At 38.3% G+C, this 23,476-nt stretch carries 22 protein-coding genes; 17 read left to right on the forward strand and 5 right to left on the reverse strand.

Features of this window, described 5'->3' with window-relative positions; translation table 11 throughout:
- Positions 1 to 20 precede the first annotated feature (20 nt).
- The 16 genes from RUMAL_RS16450 (at position 21) to RUMAL_RS16525 (ending at position 20,214) form a co-directional block, all read left to right on the forward strand.
- Positions 21 to 2,849 (forward strand): DUF8208 domain-containing protein, encoded by a 2,829-nt coding sequence (locus RUMAL_RS16450; RefSeq protein WP_013499812.1) that lies wholly within the window; start codon positions 21 to 23, stop codon positions 2,847 to 2,849.
- An 18-nt stretch (positions 2,850 to 2,867) separates the two neighbouring features.
- Positions 2,868 to 3,236 carry a DUF5592 family protein gene (locus RUMAL_RS16455; protein WP_013499813.1) on the forward strand — a complete coding sequence of 123 codons (369 nt, stop codon included), beginning with the start codon at positions 2,868 to 2,870 and terminating at the stop codon, positions 3,234 to 3,236.
- Positions 3,190 to 5,871 carry a VirB4 family type IV secretion system protein gene (locus RUMAL_RS16460; protein ID WP_013499814.1) on the forward strand — a complete coding sequence of 894 codons (2,682 nt, stop codon included), beginning with the start codon at positions 3,190 to 3,192 and terminating at the stop codon, positions 5,869 to 5,871. Before RUMAL_RS16455 ends, RUMAL_RS16460 begins: the two co-directional genes overlap by 47 nt.
- Positions 5,872 to 5,875: 4 nt before the next feature.
- Positions 5,876 to 7,120: an Ig-like domain-containing protein gene (locus RUMAL_RS20955; RefSeq protein WP_013499815.1), complete on the forward strand. Its 1,245-nt coding sequence runs from the start codon at positions 5,876 to 5,878 to the stop codon at positions 7,118 to 7,120.
- Positions 7,121 to 7,169: 49 nt separating this feature from the next.
- Positions 7,170 to 7,958 carry a hypothetical protein gene (locus tag RUMAL_RS16470; RefSeq protein WP_013499816.1) on the forward strand — a complete coding sequence of 263 codons (789 nt, stop codon included), beginning with the start codon at positions 7,170 to 7,172 and terminating at the stop codon, positions 7,956 to 7,958.
- Entirely contained in the window at positions 7,948 to 8,589 is a 642-nt protein-coding gene (locus RUMAL_RS16475) for a hypothetical protein (RefSeq protein ID WP_013499817.1), read from the forward strand. The genes RUMAL_RS16470 and RUMAL_RS16475 overlap by 11 nt, the downstream gene beginning before the upstream one ends.
- A 16-nt stretch (positions 8,590 to 8,605) precedes the next feature.
- The gene (locus tag RUMAL_RS16480; protein ID WP_013499818.1) at positions 8,606 to 8,995 is read left to right on the forward strand and encodes a hypothetical protein; all 390 of its coding nucleotides are present in this window, start codon (positions 8,606 to 8,608) and stop codon (positions 8,993 to 8,995) included.
- A 330-nt stretch (positions 8,996 to 9,325) separates the two neighbouring features.
- Positions 9,326 to 9,784 (forward strand): ribbon-helix-helix domain-containing protein, encoded by a 459-nt coding sequence (locus RUMAL_RS16485; protein WP_013499819.1) that lies wholly within the window; start codon positions 9,326 to 9,328, stop codon positions 9,782 to 9,784.
- A complete protein-coding gene (mobL, locus tag RUMAL_RS16490) occupies positions 9,784 to 12,981 on the forward strand; it encodes a relaxase MobL (RefSeq protein ID WP_013499820.1) in 3,198 nt (1,065 codons plus the stop codon). The genes RUMAL_RS16485 and mobL overlap by 1 nt, the downstream gene beginning before the upstream one ends.
- 48 nt (positions 12,982 to 13,029) lie before the next feature.
- Positions 13,030 to 15,237, forward strand: a complete 2,208-nt coding sequence (locus RUMAL_RS16495; protein WP_013499821.1) for a VirD4-like conjugal transfer protein, CD1115 family — start codon at positions 13,030 to 13,032, stop codon at positions 15,235 to 15,237.
- 89 nt (positions 15,238 to 15,326) lie between these two features.
- A complete protein-coding gene (locus tag RUMAL_RS16500; protein ID WP_013499822.1) occupies positions 15,327 to 15,512 on the forward strand; it encodes a hypothetical protein in 186 nt (61 codons plus the stop codon).
- Positions 15,513 to 15,541: 29 nt separating this feature from the next.
- Complete coding sequence (locus RUMAL_RS16505) at positions 15,542 to 15,736, forward strand: hypothetical protein (protein ID WP_013499823.1); 195 nt, start codon at positions 15,542 to 15,544, stop codon at positions 15,734 to 15,736.
- 82 nt (positions 15,737 to 15,818) lie between these two features.
- Entirely contained in the window at positions 15,819 to 16,565 is a 747-nt protein-coding gene (locus RUMAL_RS16510) for a helix-turn-helix domain-containing protein (protein ID WP_013499824.1), read from the forward strand.
- Positions 16,566 to 16,697: 132 nt separating this feature from the next.
- Positions 16,698 to 17,207, forward strand: coding sequence for a helix-turn-helix domain-containing protein (locus tag RUMAL_RS16515; RefSeq protein ID WP_013499825.1), 510 nt, complete (start codon positions 16,698 to 16,700; stop codon positions 17,205 to 17,207).
- Positions 17,204 to 19,384 (forward strand): type IA DNA topoisomerase, encoded by a 2,181-nt coding sequence (locus RUMAL_RS16520; protein WP_013499826.1) that lies wholly within the window; start codon positions 17,204 to 17,206, stop codon positions 19,382 to 19,384. The genes RUMAL_RS16515 and RUMAL_RS16520 overlap by 4 nt, the downstream gene beginning before the upstream one ends.
- A gap of 329 nt (positions 19,385 to 19,713) precedes the next feature.
- Positions 19,714 to 20,214, forward strand: coding sequence for a hypothetical protein (locus RUMAL_RS16525; protein WP_013499827.1), 501 nt, complete (start codon positions 19,714 to 19,716; stop codon positions 20,212 to 20,214).
- 265 nt (positions 20,215 to 20,479) lie between these two features.
- On the opposite strand, the gene RUMAL_RS16530 is transcribed toward RUMAL_RS16525, so the two are convergent.
- On the reverse strand, positions 20,480 to 20,695 hold the full coding sequence (locus tag RUMAL_RS16530; protein WP_013499828.1) for a hypothetical protein: 216 nt from the start codon (positions 20,693 to 20,695) through the stop codon (positions 20,480 to 20,482).
- A 29-nt stretch (positions 20,696 to 20,724) separates the two neighbouring features.
- Complete coding sequence (locus RUMAL_RS16535; RefSeq protein ID WP_013499829.1) at positions 20,725 to 22,140, reverse strand: hypothetical protein; 1,416 nt, start codon at positions 22,138 to 22,140, stop codon at positions 20,725 to 20,727.
- 228 nt (positions 22,141 to 22,368) lie between these two features.
- Here RUMAL_RS16535 and RUMAL_RS16540 point away from each other — a divergent pair, with 228 nt between their 5' ends.
- Positions 22,369 to 22,785, forward strand: coding sequence for a hypothetical protein (locus tag RUMAL_RS16540; RefSeq protein ID WP_013499830.1), 417 nt, complete (start codon positions 22,369 to 22,371; stop codon positions 22,783 to 22,785).
- 89 nt (positions 22,786 to 22,874) lie between these two features.
- Here RUMAL_RS16540 and RUMAL_RS16545 read toward each other — a convergent pair whose 3' ends face one another.
- The 3 genes from RUMAL_RS16545 to RUMAL_RS16555 are packed head-to-tail and all read right to left on the reverse strand — an operon-like array spanning position 22,875 to position 23,473.
- Positions 22,875 to 23,063 carry a hypothetical protein gene (locus tag RUMAL_RS16545; RefSeq protein ID WP_013499831.1) on the reverse strand — a complete coding sequence of 63 codons (189 nt, stop codon included), beginning with the start codon at positions 23,061 to 23,063 and terminating at the stop codon, positions 22,875 to 22,877.
- 12 nt (positions 23,064 to 23,075) lie between these two features.
- On the reverse strand, positions 23,076 to 23,288 hold the full coding sequence (locus tag RUMAL_RS16550) for a hypothetical protein (protein WP_013499832.1): 213 nt from the start codon (positions 23,286 to 23,288) through the stop codon (positions 23,076 to 23,078).
- Positions 23,288 to 23,473 (reverse strand): hypothetical protein, encoded by a 186-nt coding sequence (locus tag RUMAL_RS16555; protein ID WP_013499833.1) that lies wholly within the window; start codon positions 23,471 to 23,473, stop codon positions 23,288 to 23,290. The genes RUMAL_RS16550 and RUMAL_RS16555 overlap by 1 nt, the downstream gene beginning before the upstream one ends.
- Between the last annotated feature and the right edge of the window lie 3 nt (positions 23,474 to 23,476).

A 23,476-nucleotide genomic window follows, 5' to 3' on the forward strand; every position in this document is an offset into this window, starting at 1 on the left:
ATAGATTGGAGGATATTAAAATGAGTAAAAGTAAAAGTGTGTCTATAGACACAAAAAAAGCGAGAATACTGTCTATCTGTTTTGTAGCTGTATTCATCATCGTGGTATTTGTTATCCCGATAGTTCATGTAGCAGCCGAAGGTACTGACAGTATTGACTGGGGCGTAAAATATGAAGTTGGTCGGGTCGTTGAAGGTAACAATCGAATAAAAAACGCTATTAGGTATGTCGAGTACAACACGCTCAAGTTCATGTGCGTTACGATTGACGAGTTCGACAAAGGACTTACAACCCTTTTAGATATAAATTTATACACGCTAATAAAAAATAAATTTAATATTACATCAGTTGTATACCCGGTAGCGTGGGCATTAGTATCTCTTTCGCTTGTTATAGCGGCAGTTATGCTGCTGATTAATGCTGATAAGATGCGATTGTCTGACTTCTTCCGAAATCTGCTTGTATCCATTATGTTACTGGTAGCTTTACCGACTTTGGTCAGTCAGTTTTCAAGCCTGCGTACCCGTGGAGTGAAAAGCGTTAAAAGCTCCTTTAATGAAGACATAGTTGTTAACGAGGATACCACGATAACGAGCCCTACGTTAGGTCAAAATTTACTTGCTAACAGCATAACTAGAGTCAAGGAATCGGTTAAAAACAATAAGTTACTAAAGTACAGCTCATCGGATAATGCCGTTTTTAAAAGCAGTCCGGAACGTGTATATAGCTTACCGATCAACCAAACGATCCACTCTGACAGTTTTGACAGAAAGTGGAGCGATACAGGCAGGGATCAAAGAGCCCCAGCTGTCGTTCAGAAAAAATACGAGACTCTAACACTGGAAGATAAAATAACTTTGCTTGATGCTGAGTTTACTCATGCAACTTCACAGTATGACTATCAATCAACTATACTCTCAATCTACGAATACTGGGAGAAATCAAACAAGGACGATCATTATATCGAGGTACATAATGATAAAGATGGTAACACGGATTTTATATATACTAAAGTTGGCGGAGCTGTAGTAGCAGCCGGTGTTTATAGAGATAGAGGGCAAAAAGTATGGTGTAGGTTCGCTCCGTATAATGGCTTTACAGTCTATAGCCCTGTTTCACAAATATTCGAGGGTGACACCATATATACAGATGTAGATATGACCAAAAAAACGCCAAAAGCTATCCCTTATCTATCGACATGGAAAAGGATCGACGAAAATAATTACGAACAATTTGGTTATAGTTCACAGGAAGATGCTAGTAAAGACCCAAAATGGTACAGTCATTGGCAGTATGATTCATTTCCTGCATTTAACTACATAACAAAAATAAATTGTCGTATGGTTGAGTATATGAATGAACTTGCTCTGAGTAATGATATTCCAAGCGAATTCAACAAAGTATTTACTGCTGAATGGTCCTACTATAATTTGATCGGTAATTCTCCCAGTAGCGTTGAGGAACTAATAAGAAGAATTGAAGATAATAAGGTATATCTTAAACAATATGGTACCAATTTCAGCCTCATTGAATATCTGAATATGGAAGAAAACTATCGTAAAATAATTGAAGACAAGAAAGACAATGGCGTAGCTCAGTTTGAACCACTTCATACTAAGGAAATGCAGGAAGCTGCAAAAAAAGATGAACCATTCTCGGCAGCTCTTAATGCGATGATATACGTTGACGGATATGAAGAAGTCTACTATTATTACATTGACTTCCTTCCTACGTTCATTTTAGTTGTAGTCACTCTTATTAGTATGTGTTTTGCTATGATTAAGATCGTAAGACTGCTTTTTGATTTGCTTTTCGCACAGATTGTAGCACCGTTGGTCGTAGCATCTGATCTAAGTGGTTCAGGTAGAGCAAAACAAGTTGTACAGAACCTTATATCGTGCAACATCGTAATGATAGCTGTTATTTTTATCCTTAGACTTTATATCTACGTGCTGATATCTGCACAGGACAAGAACTATCCGTTTACCGTCCTGATAGCTCTCACTGTTGGAGGAGCTATGTTTGTCATCGACGGACCCGATCTTATTGTTAAGATACTTGGTGTTGATGCAGGCGTTAAATCGGGTGCAGCTGCTATAATGTCGATCAGATCTGCAACACAGATCGCAGGCAGTGCTGTTAGCAATACAAGCAGGACCGTAGGTAACATTGTGAAGAAAGGAAACACAACTGCCGCTGCTGTTGCAGGAGGAATAGCCGGAGTTCATTCAGGAATGAAGTCCGGTGCTGATTTTGGTAGAAATATAGTCCAAAATGTCGCCACAAATTCTGATGGTTCCTATAAAAATGTAGGTGGTAAGATATTATCTAATACTTTTTCTGGTATTGGTTCTGCGTTTGGTGGCATCGGTGGTGGAATCGTAGGAGCTGGTAAAGGTTATATGACCGGAGAAAATGAGGCAAGAAATTCTCAAGGTGCAGTTTCAACTGCAGTTCATGGTGTTAAAGGCGTGTACACTGCGGCAACAAGTAATTCAAGCATTGGACATAGCAGCAACCATACATCATCCAATGCAGGCTCTGCAAGCACGCCGACTATCGGCAGAACAGAAACAAGTAATACAAATACAGTCACCACTGAAAAAAATGATTCAGGCAACTCCAATCTAGCTGCATCTAAGGGCGATAAAGGCGAAATGGGTATAAATGGAGTTAATGGTCATAATGGCAATGACGGTAAAAATGGCATTGATGGAATAAATGGACAGAATAATGTTAACACAACATCGAACAATACAGCAAATATCGGCAATGCTTTTAATAAGCCTACCAATAATATTGCTAATGAGCCTACAAATCAGCAAGTATATAATGACCTCAACAAATAAACGCAAAGGAGATTAATTATGGGAATGATACCTAAAAAGACCAAGTCTGAGACAAAAGTATTCAAAGGTCTGACTGCACAGCGTTTTATGGGGCTTTTTGTCATAATCATGATATCATCAATGATAGGTTCCCTGATAGGTGGAGCGATGCAATGGCTTTTTATCGCTTGTTCTATAATCGTATACTTCATTCTGACCGGAAAATCACTTACTAATCCCTCTCAGTCTTTTGCCCGCGGTCTGATAAACTTTATCCGATTTAAGTTTGACAACAACTTTTTTATTGGTTCTTCCAATCATGATTATATTGAATACCAGCAGACGATCAAGGAGAAAGAAAATGAAAAGTCTAAGAGAAATAAAAATAAAAAACATAAAGAAAACTAAAAAGGTCCGTGTTACATCAGCGATGTTTCTTGACAATCTGATCGACCTTAATTCATTCAGTGTTCCAGATGAGGAATTCATATTTAAGATAAAGGCTGACGGAAAAGATCAATACATATCACTGTTGATGGTATCGGGAATTGATATCTTCCATTACACGGACAATGATATGGAATCCGTATTCCAGAACTTTGCCAAGGCAACAACTACAATGAAATGCGCTCACAAGTACATTTTCACCACATCATCGCCTTATTTTGAGCAGCAGAAGAACAATCTGCTGCTCAAGCGAAGAAACATCACTCATAGATATATAATGCGTATGATGGAAAGAAAAGAAAATGAGTTCCTGGAATTTGAAGAAAACCACAATGACAGGCTTGCATATCTCCTGGTTTTCTCTGATAAGATTTCTGAGTTAAACGACTGCTGCAAACGATTTAAGCATGAAATGAAAGATACCAATGTTCTTTTTTGCAATGAGGAACAGACAATTGAATTCTTTAACAAGTATCTTTGTTTCGACACTCAAAGTGATAAACTGCACACGTACACCGAAACAAACGATAAAACACTGCCTACAGAAATAAAGTTTTTTCAGAATTATTTCAAGATTGAGGACAAGTACATCACCTCTTTGGTAGTCAATGACTACCCTGCTAATCTTAATGATCTTGAACTGGCTGCACTTGTATCGACCTTCGCGGACTGCACCATCACATTTGATGTCAAATTTAGATCTAAGCAAATAGTAATAGATGAGATCAAACAATCTCTCAAGGAGCTGCGGTCACGTTCAGTTATAAAGCAGGATGTTGCTGATGATATCGATACTCAGAACGAATTCGATAAACTGACTGCTATATATAATGAAATAAGCAGTGGCAACGAACAGATGGTGTATACTACGCTGCGATTTTTCGTAACCTCTGACAGTTATGATGACCTCAGCAAGCGTGTACGAGATATTTCCGTAGAGTTGGAAACGAGAGGTATTACATCTTTTGTGCCGATCAATGACCTGAAATCGGAGTATTTCGGCATGACAAGAGATAGTAATACTATTCAGACACCCTATCCATTGCAGGATACATATAAACGTCAGTACCCTTTTTACTATCAGTCGCACACGGATCCTTCAGGCATTTTCTTCGGGTATACCGATACTCACGGGCTTAATGTTTTTAACAGTTTTTATCGTAATGATAAGCAAGGTCGTAACTCTTATGATCTAATCGCTGTCGGTGTTAAGGGCTCCGGTAAGTCGGTCACATTGAAAACAATGCTTCAGGATCAGCTGCTATTGAGTAACAAGGTAATGGTTCTCGATATTGAAAGTGAATACAAAGATATGGCAAAAATGTTCGATGGACAAGTTATACGAATGTCTCGCGGCAGTACGATAAATCCATTACAGATACGTATGACCGTACTTGCCGATGCTGAGAATGAAGATGAAAATGATGGAGCTTCGATAACAAAATCAGAAGCAATATCAATGAACTTTACCTCGGAAATATCTAGGATATGCTCATTTTTCGGTCAGTATAATCCATCACTTTCCGATGATGAACTGTTTGCGCTTCGTGATGTTCTGGTCGCAGTATATAAGGAAAAAGGCATAACTGATACAACGGATATATTTTCTTTTCTCCCGGAACAGTTTCCTATTTTCAGTGACCTATACAATTATCTCACGAACATTCAAAAGGATCAAACTCTGTCTGAATACGAAAGATCGAACTATAAAAAGCTTGAAACACAAGTCAAGCAGTTATCCAAGTATGGTGCTTTCGGAACAATGTTCGATAATTATACAAATGTAAATATCGATGACAAAAACCTCATCGTCTTTGATGTAAAACAGATTTCGGAAATGGATACGAATGTCTATAACGCACAGTTATTTAATATTTTATCACTTATGTGGGCTGAAATATGCAAAAACAGAGAACATAATCTTAATGCACTCAGCACAAATGATAAACGTAATATCGTATGTCTGATCGATGAAGCTCATCGTTTTATTTCAGTAAAGAACAGACAGGTAACGAAGTTTATTGAAAATCTGCTCAGACGTTCGCGTAAGTACGATGCTGGATTATGGTTTGCATCACAGTCTATACTGGACTTTCTTCCGTCCTCAGACAGCGCTGAAACAGACGTTATAAAGACGATTTTTCAGCTTGTACAGTACAAAATTATACTAAAACAATCGCCTGACAGCATACAGAAGTTGCATGAGATATTCGGTCAATTCACTCTTTCAGAATTGAATAACTCAACGAATTTTCAGGCTGGAGAGATGCTCATGTCGCTTTCAGCCGGACGAAACAAAGTTCACTGTTACAAACTGGCGACGGATTGTGACCTGATGTATATAGGTAATGCGCAGGATAGAAGTGAGATAATACACAAAATATTCAATCGGTATTATACAGAAATGAGTATGAAAGAATACGGCAAACTGCTTTTAGATGATCCTGCTGCAAGGGAAAACTTCTGCAATATATTTACTAACGAAGTACTCAGCGTTTTTGGATTTGAAAAAGAAGATAGTGATTATCTTTATACGCTTGTAGCTAATACTGTAATCAAATTCGGACAAGAATTGATTGACATCGCAAAGGAGTAATGATATGGAAACTAAAAAAAGTAATATAATATATACCTTATTCATTCTCATAACGATCCCTCTATTCTTCTTCATGCTGAGCTATCCTGCTTTGAGATCTAAAGCAAATGACAATAAAAGCAAATACTACAACGAAAGCATAGAGCTAGGCGCCTACATGATAAAGGTATCTGATGCAGCTTATCTTGAAGATAAATCAGAACTTGATTTTATGCTATCTGTAATAAAAAAATCAGGCAAAACTGAAGAAGTAAAGCCTGAGATAGAGTCAGTATACTATTATTATAAAGGTGGCAAATACAAAGATGTAACATCGAATATGACCATAGATCAGCTGAGTGATATATCATCACTTGCGAAAATAAGTGATGCTGAAAGTGAGTTTTCTTACATCGGTATTGCTGTCTCTTATAAAGAAAATGACCACTATGCCGATGATAAAGTCGATGAATTCGGTGATACGATCAAAGGTGAACTGATTGAAGGCAAGACATATAAAGTGGTCATTTGTATTGATAAGCGCGATATAGAATTCATGGATTCCAAGGATTACGATCCCAAAGGCAAGGATCTATCATCGCAAGAAAGTGATGATACGAGCAGCGAATATGATGATGATTCCTCAAAGCCTGAGTATACTTCTATAACAACAACTACAACAAAACCTATGCTTGTGCCGGACAGTCGTCAAATCACAACAACTAGCCGAATTTCTGAAAGCTCATCATCTTCTTCAAAAAAAGATAACAGTTCCTCCGCTGCTAGTCATAATAATTCAGTAGGAAATGGAAATGTTGGAGGTTATTCAGGTGGGTATTCCGGTGGAGGATATTCAGGCGGAGGTAATAATTACAACGACTATGAAGAACCTCCGAGAGAAGAAGGAACAACAACCACTAAGCAAGTTACAACATCAGTAACAACTACAGCAACAACACCTCAGCCGACCGTTACAACAACACCTGCGCCTGTCACAAGAGCTATTATTCATGTGGACGGTATCAAGCTGGAAACAGACTATGCTGCAAATAATGTTACTCTTAAAATCGGTGAAAAACATAAAATCAAGGCTGTAATATCACCAGATAATGCAGATGACAAGTCAGTAAAATGGGAGAGTAACCGTGAAGATATTGCTGTTATCGATGCAAACGGAGAGATAAAAGCAGTCGGAAAAGGTAAGGCTATAATCACCGCAACGACAAATGACGGCGGTCTGAAAGCAAGCTGCATGGTGACAGTATCATAAATAATGTGTCTATAGACACAGATATCATTTATAACAGGAGGATGAAAAAATGACTGATAGAAACAATATATCATACGATAAATATCCGTTTAATGACGATGTTAAGCTTTCTTATTTCGGCAGATCTGACAAGGAAATCGACTACATAATCAGGCAAGGAATTGATGATTTTAAGAACGGAAGAGCGTTTCCCGAGAACGGTAATTTCAACGGACTTGACAACTACAGCGTAATGATGGAGATAAATAATACTGTTGTCGGTGTTCGTTTGCCCGACCTTACCTATGCAACATGGAACGGTAATACAACAGATGGTGTCAGCAACGGACACTATATGATGACAAGAAAAAGTGCTCTTGAAGACTTCGCAGTACGCGCAAATATCATCGATAAGCAGAGGTATATTACTAACGATGAATACTCTAAGATAATGATAGACGGTCTGATTCCCGAAAGAATACGTGACGATATATCCAAAAACTTGCAGGATAATCTTGACAGTTACGGTTCGGATGGATTCACTTTCTGCGTTATTTCATATGCGGGAAATAGCGTAGCAACTTCTATGGATATGATGGATAACGATATATTTTACGAACATATCAGAGATTTCTTTGATGAAAACGATTGGTATCCTGACGGCGATTATGTTGATTTTCATGTGACAGAATACAAGTACGGTTATGGAAAAACCACCGCAACAGATATACAGATCGAATATATAAATGCTCATCTGGACAACGTATTATTGTTCTCACAGGAAACAGATCATCAAGCTTTTGAAGTAGACAGGCAGTATATTTTGAACCTTGACATGGGAGATTATCATGGACGATAATAACTTTTTTGAATATCCGTATAGCGAATTTCGCGATGGTGTTGAACAGGATTTCACCGAGAATGTCCGAATAAAAAAGAAAGTATTTTATAAAAACGTAGGGATAATCGCTGCCGGTATAATATGTATGTTGCTGTTCGTTCTCAGGCTGCCAAGCATATTCCTGTGGTTAGGTATAATACTTCTTATCATCGGTTCCGTTCTATTTAAGAATACATCAAAGAACGATGAACACTTGCTTGAAATATATGCCGGAGAACGTAAGATGGAACTTATATATTATACAAACAGCTATCGTTTCAAGCGTGTTCTGAATGTAGCTTATGAAGATATTCTACGAGCAGAATTTGCAAATAACAGCTATGAAAAATTTCGTTTGTGCTTTAAAACCAGTGAAGATACAAACCTAAGTTCATTCACTTTGGACAACAAAAAGCTTGACGAACCTCTTGAAAATATATTAGAATTTGACCTTGCTCCTAACTCACTTGAACAAGGTTTCTTTTTATATCTTGCTTCAAGCTGTTTCGTTATCCGTAACTACAACAGAAAGAAAATCGAGAAAAAATTCGGCACAGCCGAGGACTATTTTGATAATATTGGTGCTGATTTCTTCTCTCCCGGAGAATAAAAAAGGAGTAACTTATATGAGTAAAAGTAAGAATGATATTCACATAAGAGGTCTTTCAGATAAAACGCTTAATGAACTAGATAATATAATGATAAAGCGTGGAATAGTATCAAGGAATGATATGATATGCAAAATTATTGAGGAATATGTTGCCTGCAATAATGATGAAATGGTCGAGTTTCTTCCGAAAATAGTTCGCTCTTTGTGTCGTGATGAAATAAAAAACACATCTGCAAACTCCTCGGAACTCATCACTGATGTATACAGAACTATGCTAAGATTAATAAGAATAACACAGAAATTAGAGAATTTTCTGTATCCGGAACTCGATAAAATTGATGCTAATGACTTAAATTCTAAGCAACTTTTGGCGATAATAAATGCTGCGGAGAGTTCAGATGAATAATAGCAATCAGTAATAAATGGTAATATTTAGGAATTATATGGTATGTTTGTATGAACAATGCTGTATGTCTGTATGAACAATGCTGTATGTCTGTATGAACAATGCAGTATGTCTGTATGAACAATAGCTAATAGCGTAGTATGCTTGTATGAACAAACTCACACCATTAACCTCATATAACGGTATGACTGTATGAACAAATATCCTAAATCAAATCCCATATTAATTGTCATAAAAGTGCGGTACTACCGCACTTTCTTACTGGAGATGTCCCATCTCCTTTATGCTCTTTGTACTATTCTCAGCCACAATACAAAAGGAGTGTGTAAAATGCCGCGTCAAAGAAGAATATTTTCACTAGATGAAAGAACAGTTGAATTGATAGACCTGTTAAAAACAGAACGTGGTCTTTCAAATACATCAGAACTTATCAGGGCGCTGATAATTGAAGCAGCCATTGCCGAGAACATAACAAGCGACTACGGTGAACTGCCGAGTACAGCCGAACGTAAGAGGGCAAAATCTGATATAGCGTCTAGGCTCGATCGTATGGAAGTTGCACTATCAAAACTGTCACACCAGATGAGTGATGTAAAGGAATACACCTACGAAACACGCGACGGTGTTAACAGCTACCTCAACTTCTTGGGAGTTGAGAACACAGACACAGCTGACGAAAACATTAACAGCCAAACGATACATAAAAGTTTACAGCAGGCAAAACAGAATTACAACTCTCAGCAAAGACAAAATTCTATCAACAAAGCTAACTTCGGGGGCGGTTATTAATGGCTTCACCGGCAGTATTTTTTAAGATACAGTTTTTGTATAATTGGTACATTCGTCCCGACAATAATAATTCGGGAAAAAACATAAAAATAAAAGGCGACTTCAATGACTATATGACACGTCCTGCCGCGTTCAAGCCCAAAGAACATACCGACGAAGAAGAATACAAGGACTTTCTCGACTACATGAGGAACAATGAAAAGTCAGAAGGCGCTTTCGATACCGATCATGATCTACTCACCAAAGAACAAATGTCAGCTTACCGCGAACAGGAGCGTGTTGCCCGCGATAACGGCTGTCCGAAATATGGCGGTGTGATTTCTTTTAATAATGAATTTCTGCGTAACAACGGTATCATGATCGGAAGTGCCATTGACTACATTAAACTAAAGAACGTGGTTCGTAATGGTATAAATAAGATGATCGACAAGTCAGACAAGCTTTCCGCTGATAACATCAACTGGATAGGTGCGATACATGAAAACACAGATAATATCCACATACATTTTGCTATGTATCCGCTGGAAAGAACTACACGCAGGAATCACAAAGATAAAAATCAGGACTGCATAGAACAGGATGCTATCAAAACATTAAAGTCAACGATAGCAAACGGCATAATCAATCAGACACATACACCCGAGATAACACGAATCAAACGTGAGATACTTTTCCCTCAGCTGTCCGATGCTATGGGCGATGCCGAAAAGATGCTGCTTGAATTGGCGAATAGATTTCCGCCGAATATTGCAATGCAGTATGGTAATCATCGCATGAAACCTTTCCAGCGCGAGATCGACAAGTGTATTGATAAGATAATCGGCTCGGATCCCGAACTTAAAAAGTCATTTGACTTGTATGTATCATCGTTAGGTATGATGGATAGGCAGTATCAGGATTTTTATGGTGACGAATCGCAGGCGCTTACTTATTCGGAACATCAGATGGAGGACTTCTATAATCGTGCCGGAAACATTCTGTTAAAACACATTAAGGAAATGAAAAACGGTGAATTTCCTGATACCGGGTCCGATGAACTTATAAAACGACTGAGCGATAAGGGTGTATCCGGGAGAGAAGAAAAAAGGGATAATGATGAACTTCGAGATTATCTGCTCAGTAATAACAAATACATCAGCAACTATAATATTGCGAACAATGCGCTTGGGCTTATCAAAGATGATGATGACATCAAACAGCTTGAAAGTGTAGCCGATATTTCTGATACAGCTGCTTTTGCGCTTGGTATGTACTACAAGGATAAAGACAAAAAACTATCAGAAAAATATTTGCTTATGTCGGCAAACAATAATGACCGTGATTCTCAGTATCAGCTAGGCAAACTTTATCTGTCTGACGATGATATAAAGCAAGGTGCAGAATGGATGCGGCGCTCTGCCGATAACGGTCACGCTTATGCACAATATGCTTACGGCATAATGATGTTAAAGAACGATAGTCCCGAAGAGGGATTATATTATCTTAATAACTCATATAAAAACGGAAACAAGATCGCGCATAAGGTGGCGCAGTCATATAAGAAAAAGCTAGCTGAACAAAAACAGGATACAGAGCAAGAACAGGAATTCGATGACCAACATCATTTTAATATGCAAAATGATAGATCATACCGGCACGATTATAATGATGATACAAACATCATCGACGAAGAACAGACGTTTGATCATGATGCACATAACTCTACAGTTATTGCCGGCAATTATCATCTTGACTGGACAAATGAATACAAGCAAGCTTGTAAACTGATTTACAGTAAGAAATCAATAATCGATGACTACATCAAAGCCGAACAGCTATTGCTTTCAGAAGCAAAAAACGGAAACGTACTTGCGATTCACGATCTCGGAAAGCTTTATAATACTGAACTGCTGGGAGCAGCAGATAAAGAAAAATCTGACAAGTATTATCATGAAGCTTTCGATGTGTTCAATGATCTCCTAAAAACAGGTAGCAAACATACATCATACATTCAATATCGTATCGGAAAAATGTACTCCTATGGCTTAGGTGTTGAAGCTGACGATGAAAAAGCCTATCGATTTTATTCATCGTCAGCCGAAAGTGGTAACAAATACGCTATGTACAGCCTAGCTAACTGTTATTATTATGGGAGAGGAACAAACACTGACCATGAAACAGCTTTTAAGTGGTACTCAAGAGCTGCACAGCTGAATATGCCTTATGCGAACTATGCTGTAGCTCAGATGTATCAGACTGGTGACGGTACAACACAGGATCTAAACAAAGCCTATGAGAACTACCGCATAGCGCTAGATGCTTTCCTAAAGCTTAATGAAAAAGAGCAAGCGGATGATAATTTACTCTACAAGATCGGCTATATGTATAAAAAAGGTCTTGGAACAGATATAGATGTCTCAAAATCTTTGGAGTTTTTCGCAATGTCAGCAAAGCAAGGCAACAAAAATGCACTATATGAATATGGCAAGGCTCTCATCGAAGGTACAGATATCACACCAAACATTTCAATAGGTGAAACATATCTCAAAAAAGCAATTAAGGCGGGAAACACAAACGCTGAACGTTTCCTTGCCAACGAATATTTATCCGGGAAACATATTCCGGTGACAACCGATAAGGTACAGATGGGCATGGAGATATTCAAAAGGCTAGCAGATCAAGGTGATACGTTATCTGCATATCGTTTAGGTAAGGTATACCTCGACGGAAAAGTTACTCCACGAAATGTTGATCTTGCAGAACGATATCTGCTGCAAGCATACAGTTCTAGCGAACATAAGGAACTTGCTGCATACTCCCTGGGCAAGCTCTATATGACTGAGGAAAAATGCAACCATAAAAAAGCGATTGCTTTTTTTAAGGAAGTTGCGGACACAAACAACTGGGCAAGTTATCAGTTAGGAAAAATATATTTTTCAGACAAAAATGCTTCTTCTGCTAAAAGTTGGTTCAAACGTTCTGCCGCCGATGGTAATGAAGCCGCAAAAGAAATGCTGCGATATATGCAGAGAACAAAAAAAGCGCCGATGCTGCGTCGATCAGTAGCCGCATCGACTTATAATGCCAATATGTGCTGGTCACAACTTAGAAGCATCATGGCTGAATATGATGCACATATAAAGCAACTTCAACGTGAATTCGACTATGAGAATCAAATCAGCAATGATGAATATCTTGAATACACTCCATACTATTAAGGTGTTATCCGAGAGGAAAGAAAAAGGAAATGGATAGGTGATGATGAAATGGAAGAAAAAAACAAAGATAACAGAGGTTTGGTTAGATTAAGTCAGCTACTGGGCTTTTCGCTGTTTTTCTTTTTGCTGATAAATGTCGCGCTTAATTATTTTGTACTTGCAACAAAAGCCGTAGCTGTCCTTAATGATAAGCAAGCTGTAAATAAAATCATGAAATTCCAAATCGAATTTCTCTATAAACAGCCCAAAGGATTTGATTTGCCAATGGTTTTACTAATAACCTTTGCGACTGCTTTTTATATCACTTTCAAGCTCGATGTCAAGTGGCACGTAACGCATGACAACAAGGAGATCAAGGGTAAAGACCGATTCCTTAATGAAAAAGAACTAAAAAAACTGTTCTATTCCTTCCCTGCTAATGATATGGAAAGCGCAGAAAAAAGCGGTATCATACTAGCATACGAAAATGGCAAATACTACATTGACTGCGAAACGATACACAGTCTTATAATTGGTACTACACGTTCCGGTAAAGGTCAGACCTTCGTACTTCCAATGATACGTCATATCGCTCTATCAAAGTCAAAGCACAGCATGGTGCTAAACGATCCTAAAGGTGAGTTGCTGGAGAATACATATAAACTACTGAAAGATAACGGTTATAATGTAGTTGTGCTGAATCTGCGAGATACAAAAAAATCTTCATTATGGAATCCACTACAAGTCATAATCGACGAATACAAACGCTGCCGTAAGGAAAATGATGATCTATCCATGTGTATTACAATGATAGAATCTGTTGCTGATACTTTCACACACAACGAAACAGCTGATCAGGTATGGCCCGAAAGTGCAAAAGCACTGCTGAAAGCAATGATATTATATCAACTTGAAAAGGGGTACGATAACAACTGCATCGAAAAAGTATCAATGTACTCTGTATATGAGATGTTCATCGACTTTGGTTCACAGAATGAACGTCAACTTAATCGCGAGGTCAATGCTCTCGATGAACTGTTCCAGGATCTTCAGCGCAAGGATCCTCAGAATCCTGCCGTAGCTGCTTATGCGGTATCACGATTTTCTTCTGGAGAGATGCGTTCTTCTATTTTCGCAACACTTGCATCAAATATCAACATATTTGGTTCTGATCAGGGTATCGCTAAACTCACATCAGGTAATCAAATCAATTTCTATGAACTTGTTGACCCTGAAAAGCCTATGGCTGTATTCATGGTTGTTCCTGATGATAATCCAGCACGTTGGATAATCAGTTCCTTGTTCGTTAATCAGTGTTATAATACACTGGTTTCCCTTTCCGCAAAATGTGTAGGTCAGAAGCTGCCGCAGCGTGTGCATTTTATACTCGACGAATTCGGCAACATGGTACGTATTCCTGATATGGACAGTAAAATAACCGTTGGTGCAGGAAGAAATCTGCTTTTTAACCTGTTTATTCAGGATCTAAATCAGCTTGACACCAAGTACGGCGATTCCGCAAAAACCATACGATCTAACTGTGGTAATCTGATATACATTAATTCGCTGGACAATGAAACAAATGAATACTTCTCCAAAGTACTCGGCACTAAAACGGTAGAGTATTCTACGTATAGCGGTAAGCTTAGTGAATTCGTTGAACACCAGAACCTAGTAGTAGAAGGTCAGGCACTTATGACAGCCAGTGAACTATCTACTATGCCGTTCGGATCTGCTATAACTAAACGCCAGCGTATATTTCCAATCAAAACAAAATTTGAACCATTTTATAAACTGGGAATAAAAACTACTTCTCAAGACGATATTTCAAAGGATATGAATCTGATAGATTTGCCACTTTCAGTCACGATTTTTGATATGGAAATCCTTTGGAAACCACTATTTAGACCTAAATTAAATGAGAAGACGGGAAAACCAATGCTGGAAAATGACGAGAATGGCTTTGCTCAGCTTGTGACGAACTGGAACGATGTACGTAAGTCATTTGAAGCACGAAAAAAAGTCAATCTTGAAAAAAATGTCCGCACTGATTTTGCTAATAACGCTGTAAATGAAAGTGTTGCTCTCAATTCAAGGCTGCAAGTCATCATTAAAAAGCTGGACGAATTGTCCAGCGGACAGTTCACTAATGAATATAAAAACAATAATCTGAGCGAAGTCGAGAAAATAATAAAAATGGCTATCGGGCGCGGCAATCTGGATATGACAGAACGTGAAGAAATACGCAAGTACATCGAGAATTCTCATAATGTGTAATCAATTAATGAATTATCTAACTTTTCTTGTAAAAGAGGTTGACAAACACTCCTGTTTCGGATATACTATAATTATAAAGAGGTGACACAATGGCTGTTTCAGAAGCTCATCAGAAAGCCAATATCAAATGGGGCAAAGAGAACTTAACTAATCTAGCAGTCAGACTTCGCAAAGAAAAGGCTGCTAAGTTTAAAGAACTTGCGTACAAAAACAATACAACACCAAACGCTCTATTCAAAGAATTCGTAGATAAATATATTGAGGACAACTCTTGACATACACAACCGATTATGGAGGTGATAGAATGGCATTGACAGAAGCTCAAAAAAAAGCAAATGCAAAATGGAATAAAGCAAATATGAAACAGATTGCAGTAAATGTACGAAAAGAAAAAGCGGAGATGTTTCAGGAACTTGCAAGACAAAACGGTACCAATCCCTCTGCGATCTTTCGGGAAGTTATCGATAAATACATAGAAGAACATAATAATAATACTTGACATACACTATGGAATAGTGTATAATATAAAGCAGACAGATCTTAACTGTCTGCTTTTTTATTTTATTAGATCGAGGTGTAAAATGAAAATTCCAAATAAACTGCTGGAGCTGTCCCGTAACGAACTAATGGTAGCCTGCCGCCTGTACAGCATCGTTAACCGTCACACCAAGCTGACAACCAACGGATATGCAGTCTGCATCAAGCAGGAAACGATAGCAGCAAGCTGTGGACTGTCTGTTGCAACCGTTAAGCGTGTTTTAAAGGCTTTGTCTGAAAAGGGTATCATTACTCACCAATATCGTCAGACACGTGCTAACGGCTGTCTGGGTGCGACTCACTACGATCTGCAAGCCTTTTCTTTCCTCTCGGATTATTTTTATATGCCTAACGATGTTTTTAAGCTGGGTCTGTCGCAGAAGATGTTCTATGCGTATGCGCTTTTCTGTAAGTTGGCTGACAGCAATAAAAGGTCCTTCTTCCATAGCTATAATGACCTTGCCGAGATGATGCAGCTTAAACGCAGTGAAGTCATAGAGCTTGTTGGTGCGTTGATAAAAACAAGGCTCATATTCCGAACTAGGCGCAGAACAAAGGCAGGCGATCACACAGATAATTTGTACTTCATTGTATTGAGGGTCAAGGGGCGAATAAAGAAAAAAAGGGCAAAAGAAATGAGAGCCCCTCGGACAAGGCTCTCACATCAATCACGATATAGTCAAGAACTTGCAATACTCGACTTCAACATGATAATATCACATAAAAATGATTTTGTCAAGGCTTTTGGAAAAAAATGCTGCAATTATTTTTACGATGAGGGTGGGGGCTGATTTGAGCTGTCATTATCAGTACCCACTTTTGTATTATCCTAGAGAAAGAAAAAATATATTTAGTTTATAAAACTATGTATATTATCGTAGAATATAAAGCAGCGTATTATTGTGAGGAAAAGGTGTGTTACTATGAAGAAAATAACAGCTCGTGATTATCTGAGAATAATACGTGAGAACTACGGAACTATTCATTACTGCGCAGAAACCTGTGGATTCAAGTCAAGTGACTTCGGGAATATTGAAGCCGGGGTTGAGAACGATATCCGCGTGATAGCGAACACGTTCTTTCTTTTCTCCCGGAGATTTGGATTGAACTACTATGAGCTCATGATGATGGAAGCTAAGTTTCAGCTAGGTGATGAACCACCCAAAACTAAACCTAAAGCAAATGTTTCATTTGCAGAACTGCTAAAGAAAACACGAACGCAGGCGGGTATATCACAAGCAAAGCTTGCGGATACTATCTGCTGCACTAAGTTCACTGTATACACATGGGAATGTGGTGACAACATACCTGATCTAGAGATGCTCGAGCGTATCTGTTATGCATTGAAAGTTCCAGCCGATTTTTTCGATGCAGTATACAAGGCTGAACGATTTCAGCCGAGAACACCAAGAGAAAGGAAAAAGAAAGAATGAAAAAGCTTATAATATGCGAAAAACCGAGTTTAGCTAAGAATGTCCGTGATGCGATAGCACATCGTGAGAATGTTCAGCGTGTAGGCAACAAAGATTTGTATTATTACGAAAGCAGCAGCTACGTGATAACGTTTTGTTTCGGGCATCTGCTTACGCTCGGAGAACCTGAAAAATATATAGCCGAAGGTGAAACTGCGGTTCTTCCGATAATTCCTGCGAATTTCAGACTGTTCCCGAATGATAAGGACTGTGCAAGGCAGTACTCGCTTATCAAGAAACTGATGGATATGCCTGAGATCGACGGTATCATACACTGTGGAGATGCGGACCGTGAGGGTGAGATCATCGTGCGTAACGTCCTGCGTGTCGCTAGGAACACAAAGCCTGTGTATCGTCTGTGGCTGCCGGAACAGACCGAAAGCACGATACTGAAAGCCCTTAGCTCACTGGAAAATGACAGTAAATACGATGATCTGGCTAACGCGGGCTATGCGAGAACTTTCGTTGATTGGCTGTTCGGATATAATCTTTCCCGTTATCTGATGCAAAAAGCTAATGTCCGTAAAGGCTGGGGTGTTGGTCGAGTAATTATCCCGATAGTCGATACCGTATACCAGCGCGAACTGGAAATACGTAACTTCGTTTCGACACCGTATTTTCAGCTTCATGGTGAAACGGAAAAGGACGGTATAAAAGTAACTATCACCGATAAGGAAAAATTCGATACTCAGGAACAGGCACAGCTGCGGCTTACAGAACTGTCATCGGGTGTATACAGGGTCGGCAGCATCGATACGAAAAAAGCTGTTGTTACTCCACCGAAGATGTTTTCTCTCGATACGCTGCAAGGTAAGCTATCAAAGGACCTGGGCATGACACTCGACAAGTCGATGCCCATTATCCAGTCGTTATACGACAAGAAATTTATTACATATCCCCGCGCTGATACTGAGTATTTCGCAGAAGAAGAAAAAGCAGATGTATTCGCTGTTGCTGACAAGATGAATGCTGTATACTCCCTCGATCTTGAACACAAGGTCAGCAAAAAGATCTTTGACAGCAGCAAGGTGGAAAGTCACTCCGCTATCAGACCTACGCTTAACTTTCCGACAAATGAAAGCGGTCTGTCCGATGATGAACAGAAGGTCTATAACACGATAGTCAAGCGTTTCTGCGCGGTATTTGCTCCGCCTTGTACGGTCAACAGGACCGTGATAGTTTTCACCGATGGCACTCATGAATTCAAGATAAAGGGTGATACTCCCCTTACTCCGGGTTTCCGTCGATATGAACCGCCTAAGAAAACCAATGATAATGATGAGGATAACAAAATGCTCCCTTCTTTTTCTCCCGGAGAACTTGTATCATTCTCTTGGGTCATCGACAATAAGATGACAAAGGCTCCTCCGCGTTATACCATTGATTCCCTTAATGCGTACCTTAAAGCGCCTTTTGCTAAATCATCATCTGCCCAGGATAACGATGACTCCCCTGCCGATGACAGCGAACTGTATGAAGCTGTAAAAAAGGGCATGGAGATTGGCACTGTAGCAACAAGAACGGGACTTATAACCAAATGCGTAAAGACCTACAAATACCTCGATATAAAACAGGGAAAGTATTACTGCACCGAAAAAGGTGAAGCTTTCATTGGATATCTTCATCAGCTGAATATAGACCTTTTCACCGAAAGAAACATCGAATTCAACATGATGATAAAATCGGTCGAACTTGGAAAAGAAACAATGCAGCACTCAATAGATAAAACAGCCGATGAACTTCGAAGGATAATCGCACAGGACGTTACTGTTTGTTCCGCACAGAAATTTACAGACAGCAACAGTTTAGGAAAATGTCCTTTCTGCGGCAGTGATGTACTTGACGGTACTAAAAACTTCTATTGCTCGGCTTACAAAAGCGGGTGCAAATTCGTCATATTCAAAAATACATACTGTCACTTCTCGTTTGTTAAGGATGGCAAGGAAATAAATTACACAAAGCCCATGTCCCTGACCAAATCCAACTGCAAGGCTCTTCTAAGCAGCGGCAGCACCACGGTCAGCATCGAGGAGAAGAACGGCAAGGGCAAGTACAAGATCGGCGTTACTTTCAAGCCTGATAATAAGCATGAGTTTGTCGGTATAGAGCGTATCCGTGAGAAAAAGAAAGAGGGTTGATGTTTTAGATTAAGCGATGTCTATCCCGTAAGCGTATAACCCTCCGCACCTACCCCATCGAAGTCTAATGAAGTATAATGAACTCCAAGGAACATCATGAAGTAAATTGGACAATCCAAATTGGTCCATGGAGTTAATTGGAGTATATTAGACAGACAGGTGTTTTGCTATTTACCCTGCATTTATATCAGCATCTTAAGAAAGATTGCGAAAAATCCGTATTTTCGCAAACAGGCTATTGACATCGCACACTTTTTATGCTATGATAACCAAAGGTCAAGGAATGAGCCTTGTCCAAAACTTAAAACCTTGAAAGGACGGTTTTTATTATGAATACAATGACAGCAAACTATTTGTACAACCTTATTTTTAACAACACAAAGTATGAGGGTGACGCTCACTTCCTCGGCAACAAGGCTTTTATTTCAAAAAATAATAAACTTGTGCAGATCGAGTTCTTAAAGGGCAACAAGATAGGAAACTTTAAGGAAGGTCTGAGAGATATTACTATCAAAATCAAACTCAAATCCATGTCAGCAAATGGCGAGGAAATCGAAACCTGCATGAGTTTTTATGATGAAACAAATAAACTGTTTCTTGCTGATTTTAACGGTTTTGATGGCGTTGATCCGACAAAGGCTTATGATTGCATAGATGAAACTTTCTGTTTTGTAGGTGATATAAGCATGATTGCTAAATATGAGGACTTCCTCACAAATCTGCTTAATCCCAATGAAGTTAAGCCACTAAGGGCTAGGTCTGCCCTCCGCTTTTTCTTGCGTTGCATGGGCAAAAACATATCGTCTTTCCTAGACTTTATATTCGAGTGAAAACATAGTAGAATAAATTGTAAACACGTTCATTTGAAGCAAAATGAGCGTGTTTTGTTTTACATAACCGCCTTTCGAGTGAAGCAGAGAGGACGAATTTATCAAAGGGAGGTAAAGTAACCGGTTATACGCTTACAGTGTGTCTATAGACACAGTTCAGCAACCAAAAAGCGTCCGGCACTCACCAAAAGGTGGTGTCAGACGCTTTGTATTCTTATTAGCTTATTGGTTGAGGTATAATAGTCTGTGCAATTTAACCTCATACTCACTGAGGATTATTAGGGTTGTTATTCTTGTTTTTGCCTTTGCCTATATTTCTTAGAATGATACCAATCAACATAAGTAAAAGTACTCCACAAATGATGAATACGCCTATAATTCCTTCAGTTATGAGTTTCGAATTTGGAAAATAGAGGTCTGCAATCACTACCAAAAACGCTACTATTCCCAACGCCAAAATAAAATCTCCAAACTTCTTCATAAAATAACCTCCTAATTAATATCATTGTTTTACGGTATATTATCGCTCATTGGGTCAGGTATAAGTTGAGGTATATCATCGCTCTTCGTTGTTTTTACGCTTTTGGCAAATTCATAAAACCAACTATCTGCGCTTTCAAGTTCTTCATCGGATATGCTTTCTTTGCCATCGCATGGTGCAACAGCAAACGAGAACATAGTATCCACAAAGTTTTCATCCATGCAATGCACGTCTATTAATGAATAACTTCCTCTCTTGCTCTCATTCTTATAGTCATGCATGGTGTTATCTCTTAATATAATAACTGCTCTGTTTCCATCTTTTTTGATAGTATATGTAAACAGTTTAGAATCTATATGTCCAAAAAGACTTAAATCTCTTATTTCTTTTTCACAAAGATTTTTAAGATTATCATCTGTGTATTCCGTAAGGTCAAGCTCCTTTGCACTACCACCGAGTTTGTGTATCGCATATCTCTGATCGTTCACTTCATATACGTAAGCACATTTCTCGTAGTTCATATATGCGGGAAGTTCATAGTTTATATCGAAACTGTAATCACTCATTTGATCCCAAGAGCAACTCGAGAAGCTTTTTATTTCCTCTGGTTTCGGAATATCTTCAAATGAACCGATATAATGTTTTGCCGAATTTAAATATTCGCTGTTAATCCAAATGTTCGATACAGTTTTAGTTTTAAGGTCTATTTTTACTTCATAATAATACCCGGTTCTGCTGTAAACACCCTCTTCTAATTCTTTTTGGTATGATGTGATGCTGGAATCAAGAATATCATTATTTCCTTTTGGTTCAATATAAGCATCCGTCACCATATCCTTTATGTAAAAAAGAGTATCCACATCTTCTAAATCGGGTTCGCCCCAAAGCTTGCGGACATCCTCTATCGGCATACCTACCTTTACTCCTTTTGGAAATACCACATCATTAATGTCTGATAATGAAATAACATTACAATCCGATAATAACTGCTTTTCATCTTTTGTTTTAGTGAAGAAAAAGCTTGTTTTAACATCATCGATAATAACATCATAAATACTCGATTCTGCAATGACCGTCGATGGATCATCACCTTGGGTTATTCCATCATTCGCATCATCAGCAAGTTCTACACCGTCCATGTCAAACAGTTCCTTAGCCGTCATGGGCAATTTTATAACCTTTTCACCCACCTGAAACACATCAGTATACATATCCGCATTCAGTACTTCATCAGCTATCTTTGTTTCAGAATCGCTTTCATTCTCCGCGGCACTGTCATTATTTTGATTTTCTTCATTTCCACTTTTTTCGACTTCTGTTTTATCATTAGAAATTTTACTGGACTGTGTAACGATTTTACTTTCGTTATCTGCATTTCCGCAGCCTGTGATACAGCCACAGATGCATACAGCCGTTATGAGTGATATTAATGCTTTTGTTTTCATAAAAATACTCCTTAGAATATGATTTTGTAACATAAATATTATACCTGAATTAAGAAAAGATGTCAATAGATTTGTTAGGTGTCCTTAAATAAAACGTAAGATAATATAATTTTAGCTGTACAATATAACTCCCTAATAGACATTGACTTTTTTACTAAGCTATGATATATTATTAGTTATAAACAAACTGTCTATGAAAGTATATGATTTCAAATGGAGGTGCTAGTCATGAATAATAAACTAATTAACAATGAAACTGAAAAATTTGGTCTAAAAGTGGGTGCTGTTTCATTACTTATCAACACTGGCATAGCTTATTTGTATATGTCTCGTTTTCAAGGTTTTGATACTGGCATACAGATATTATTAGCTTTTCTGATAACGATTCTTATGCCGATTGTTTTTCTCGTATGCGTTCAACATAAATTCAATATTAGTTTAATAATACTAGCAATATCATCTATATGGTATGCAGGCTTCATTACTGGCTTTGGCGTACATCTATTCAAATATAAGGAAATAACACTATTACGTACTATTGCTTTTTTAATAATAGGGATAATGGAATATGGTTTTCATATGTATATCTGGTTTTTCCTTGATCAGATAATAATTAAATATAAGCACATAATGCGCCGAAAATAATCTTTAAAAAGTATACTGTGTCTATAGACACACTTTTCAAGAGACACCCATTCAAGCTAATGAAGCCTGAATGGGTGTCTTTTATTGATTTACAGCGTTTTCCCATAATATTTGATTGTCTTTATGATAGGATCTCCACAATTATTGACTTTGCCAAGCTTAATCAATTCTTCATGTACCACCTGTTCCGCCTGCTCTTTGGATTCAGCACTTACCGCAACACACTTTGGTATACTCTTGAAATTCGACCACCGGAAATACACGTTGTAAATATTCATTCTATCACCTACCTAAAAAACACATTCCTTAACACCGTATATAAACACATTGCCGTACTCACGATATGCTATGCCTTTTGAAATCAACAATTCAGAAAACTCTTTAAGTTGCTTATCAGTCATAGCAAATGTGACATTATATAAATCATTTTTCATTGGCTTCAAATCGCAGGGAGGACTATTCTTGATATTATTAATAAGCACTATAAACCTTTCATTAGTCATCAACTCACCCCCTCTCGTCTAACATCTTCAGCTTCCATGAAGTAGAAGTATCCATCATTGAGTCTGTTCAGCTCGTTGCAGTTTTCCTGAGCTTCTTTATCCGTACAGTATTTAGTCGATACGTGAAGATCTCTGCAAGTAGCCTTTTCACCAATCTGCTTGAAAAAATAGTGAACTGTTTTCATATC

Origin of the sequence: Ruminococcus albus 7 = DSM 20455 (assembly GCF_000179635.2) — a bacterium.
Classification (GTDB): domain Bacteria; phylum Bacillota; class Clostridia; order Oscillospirales; family Ruminococcaceae; genus Hominimerdicola; species Hominimerdicola alba.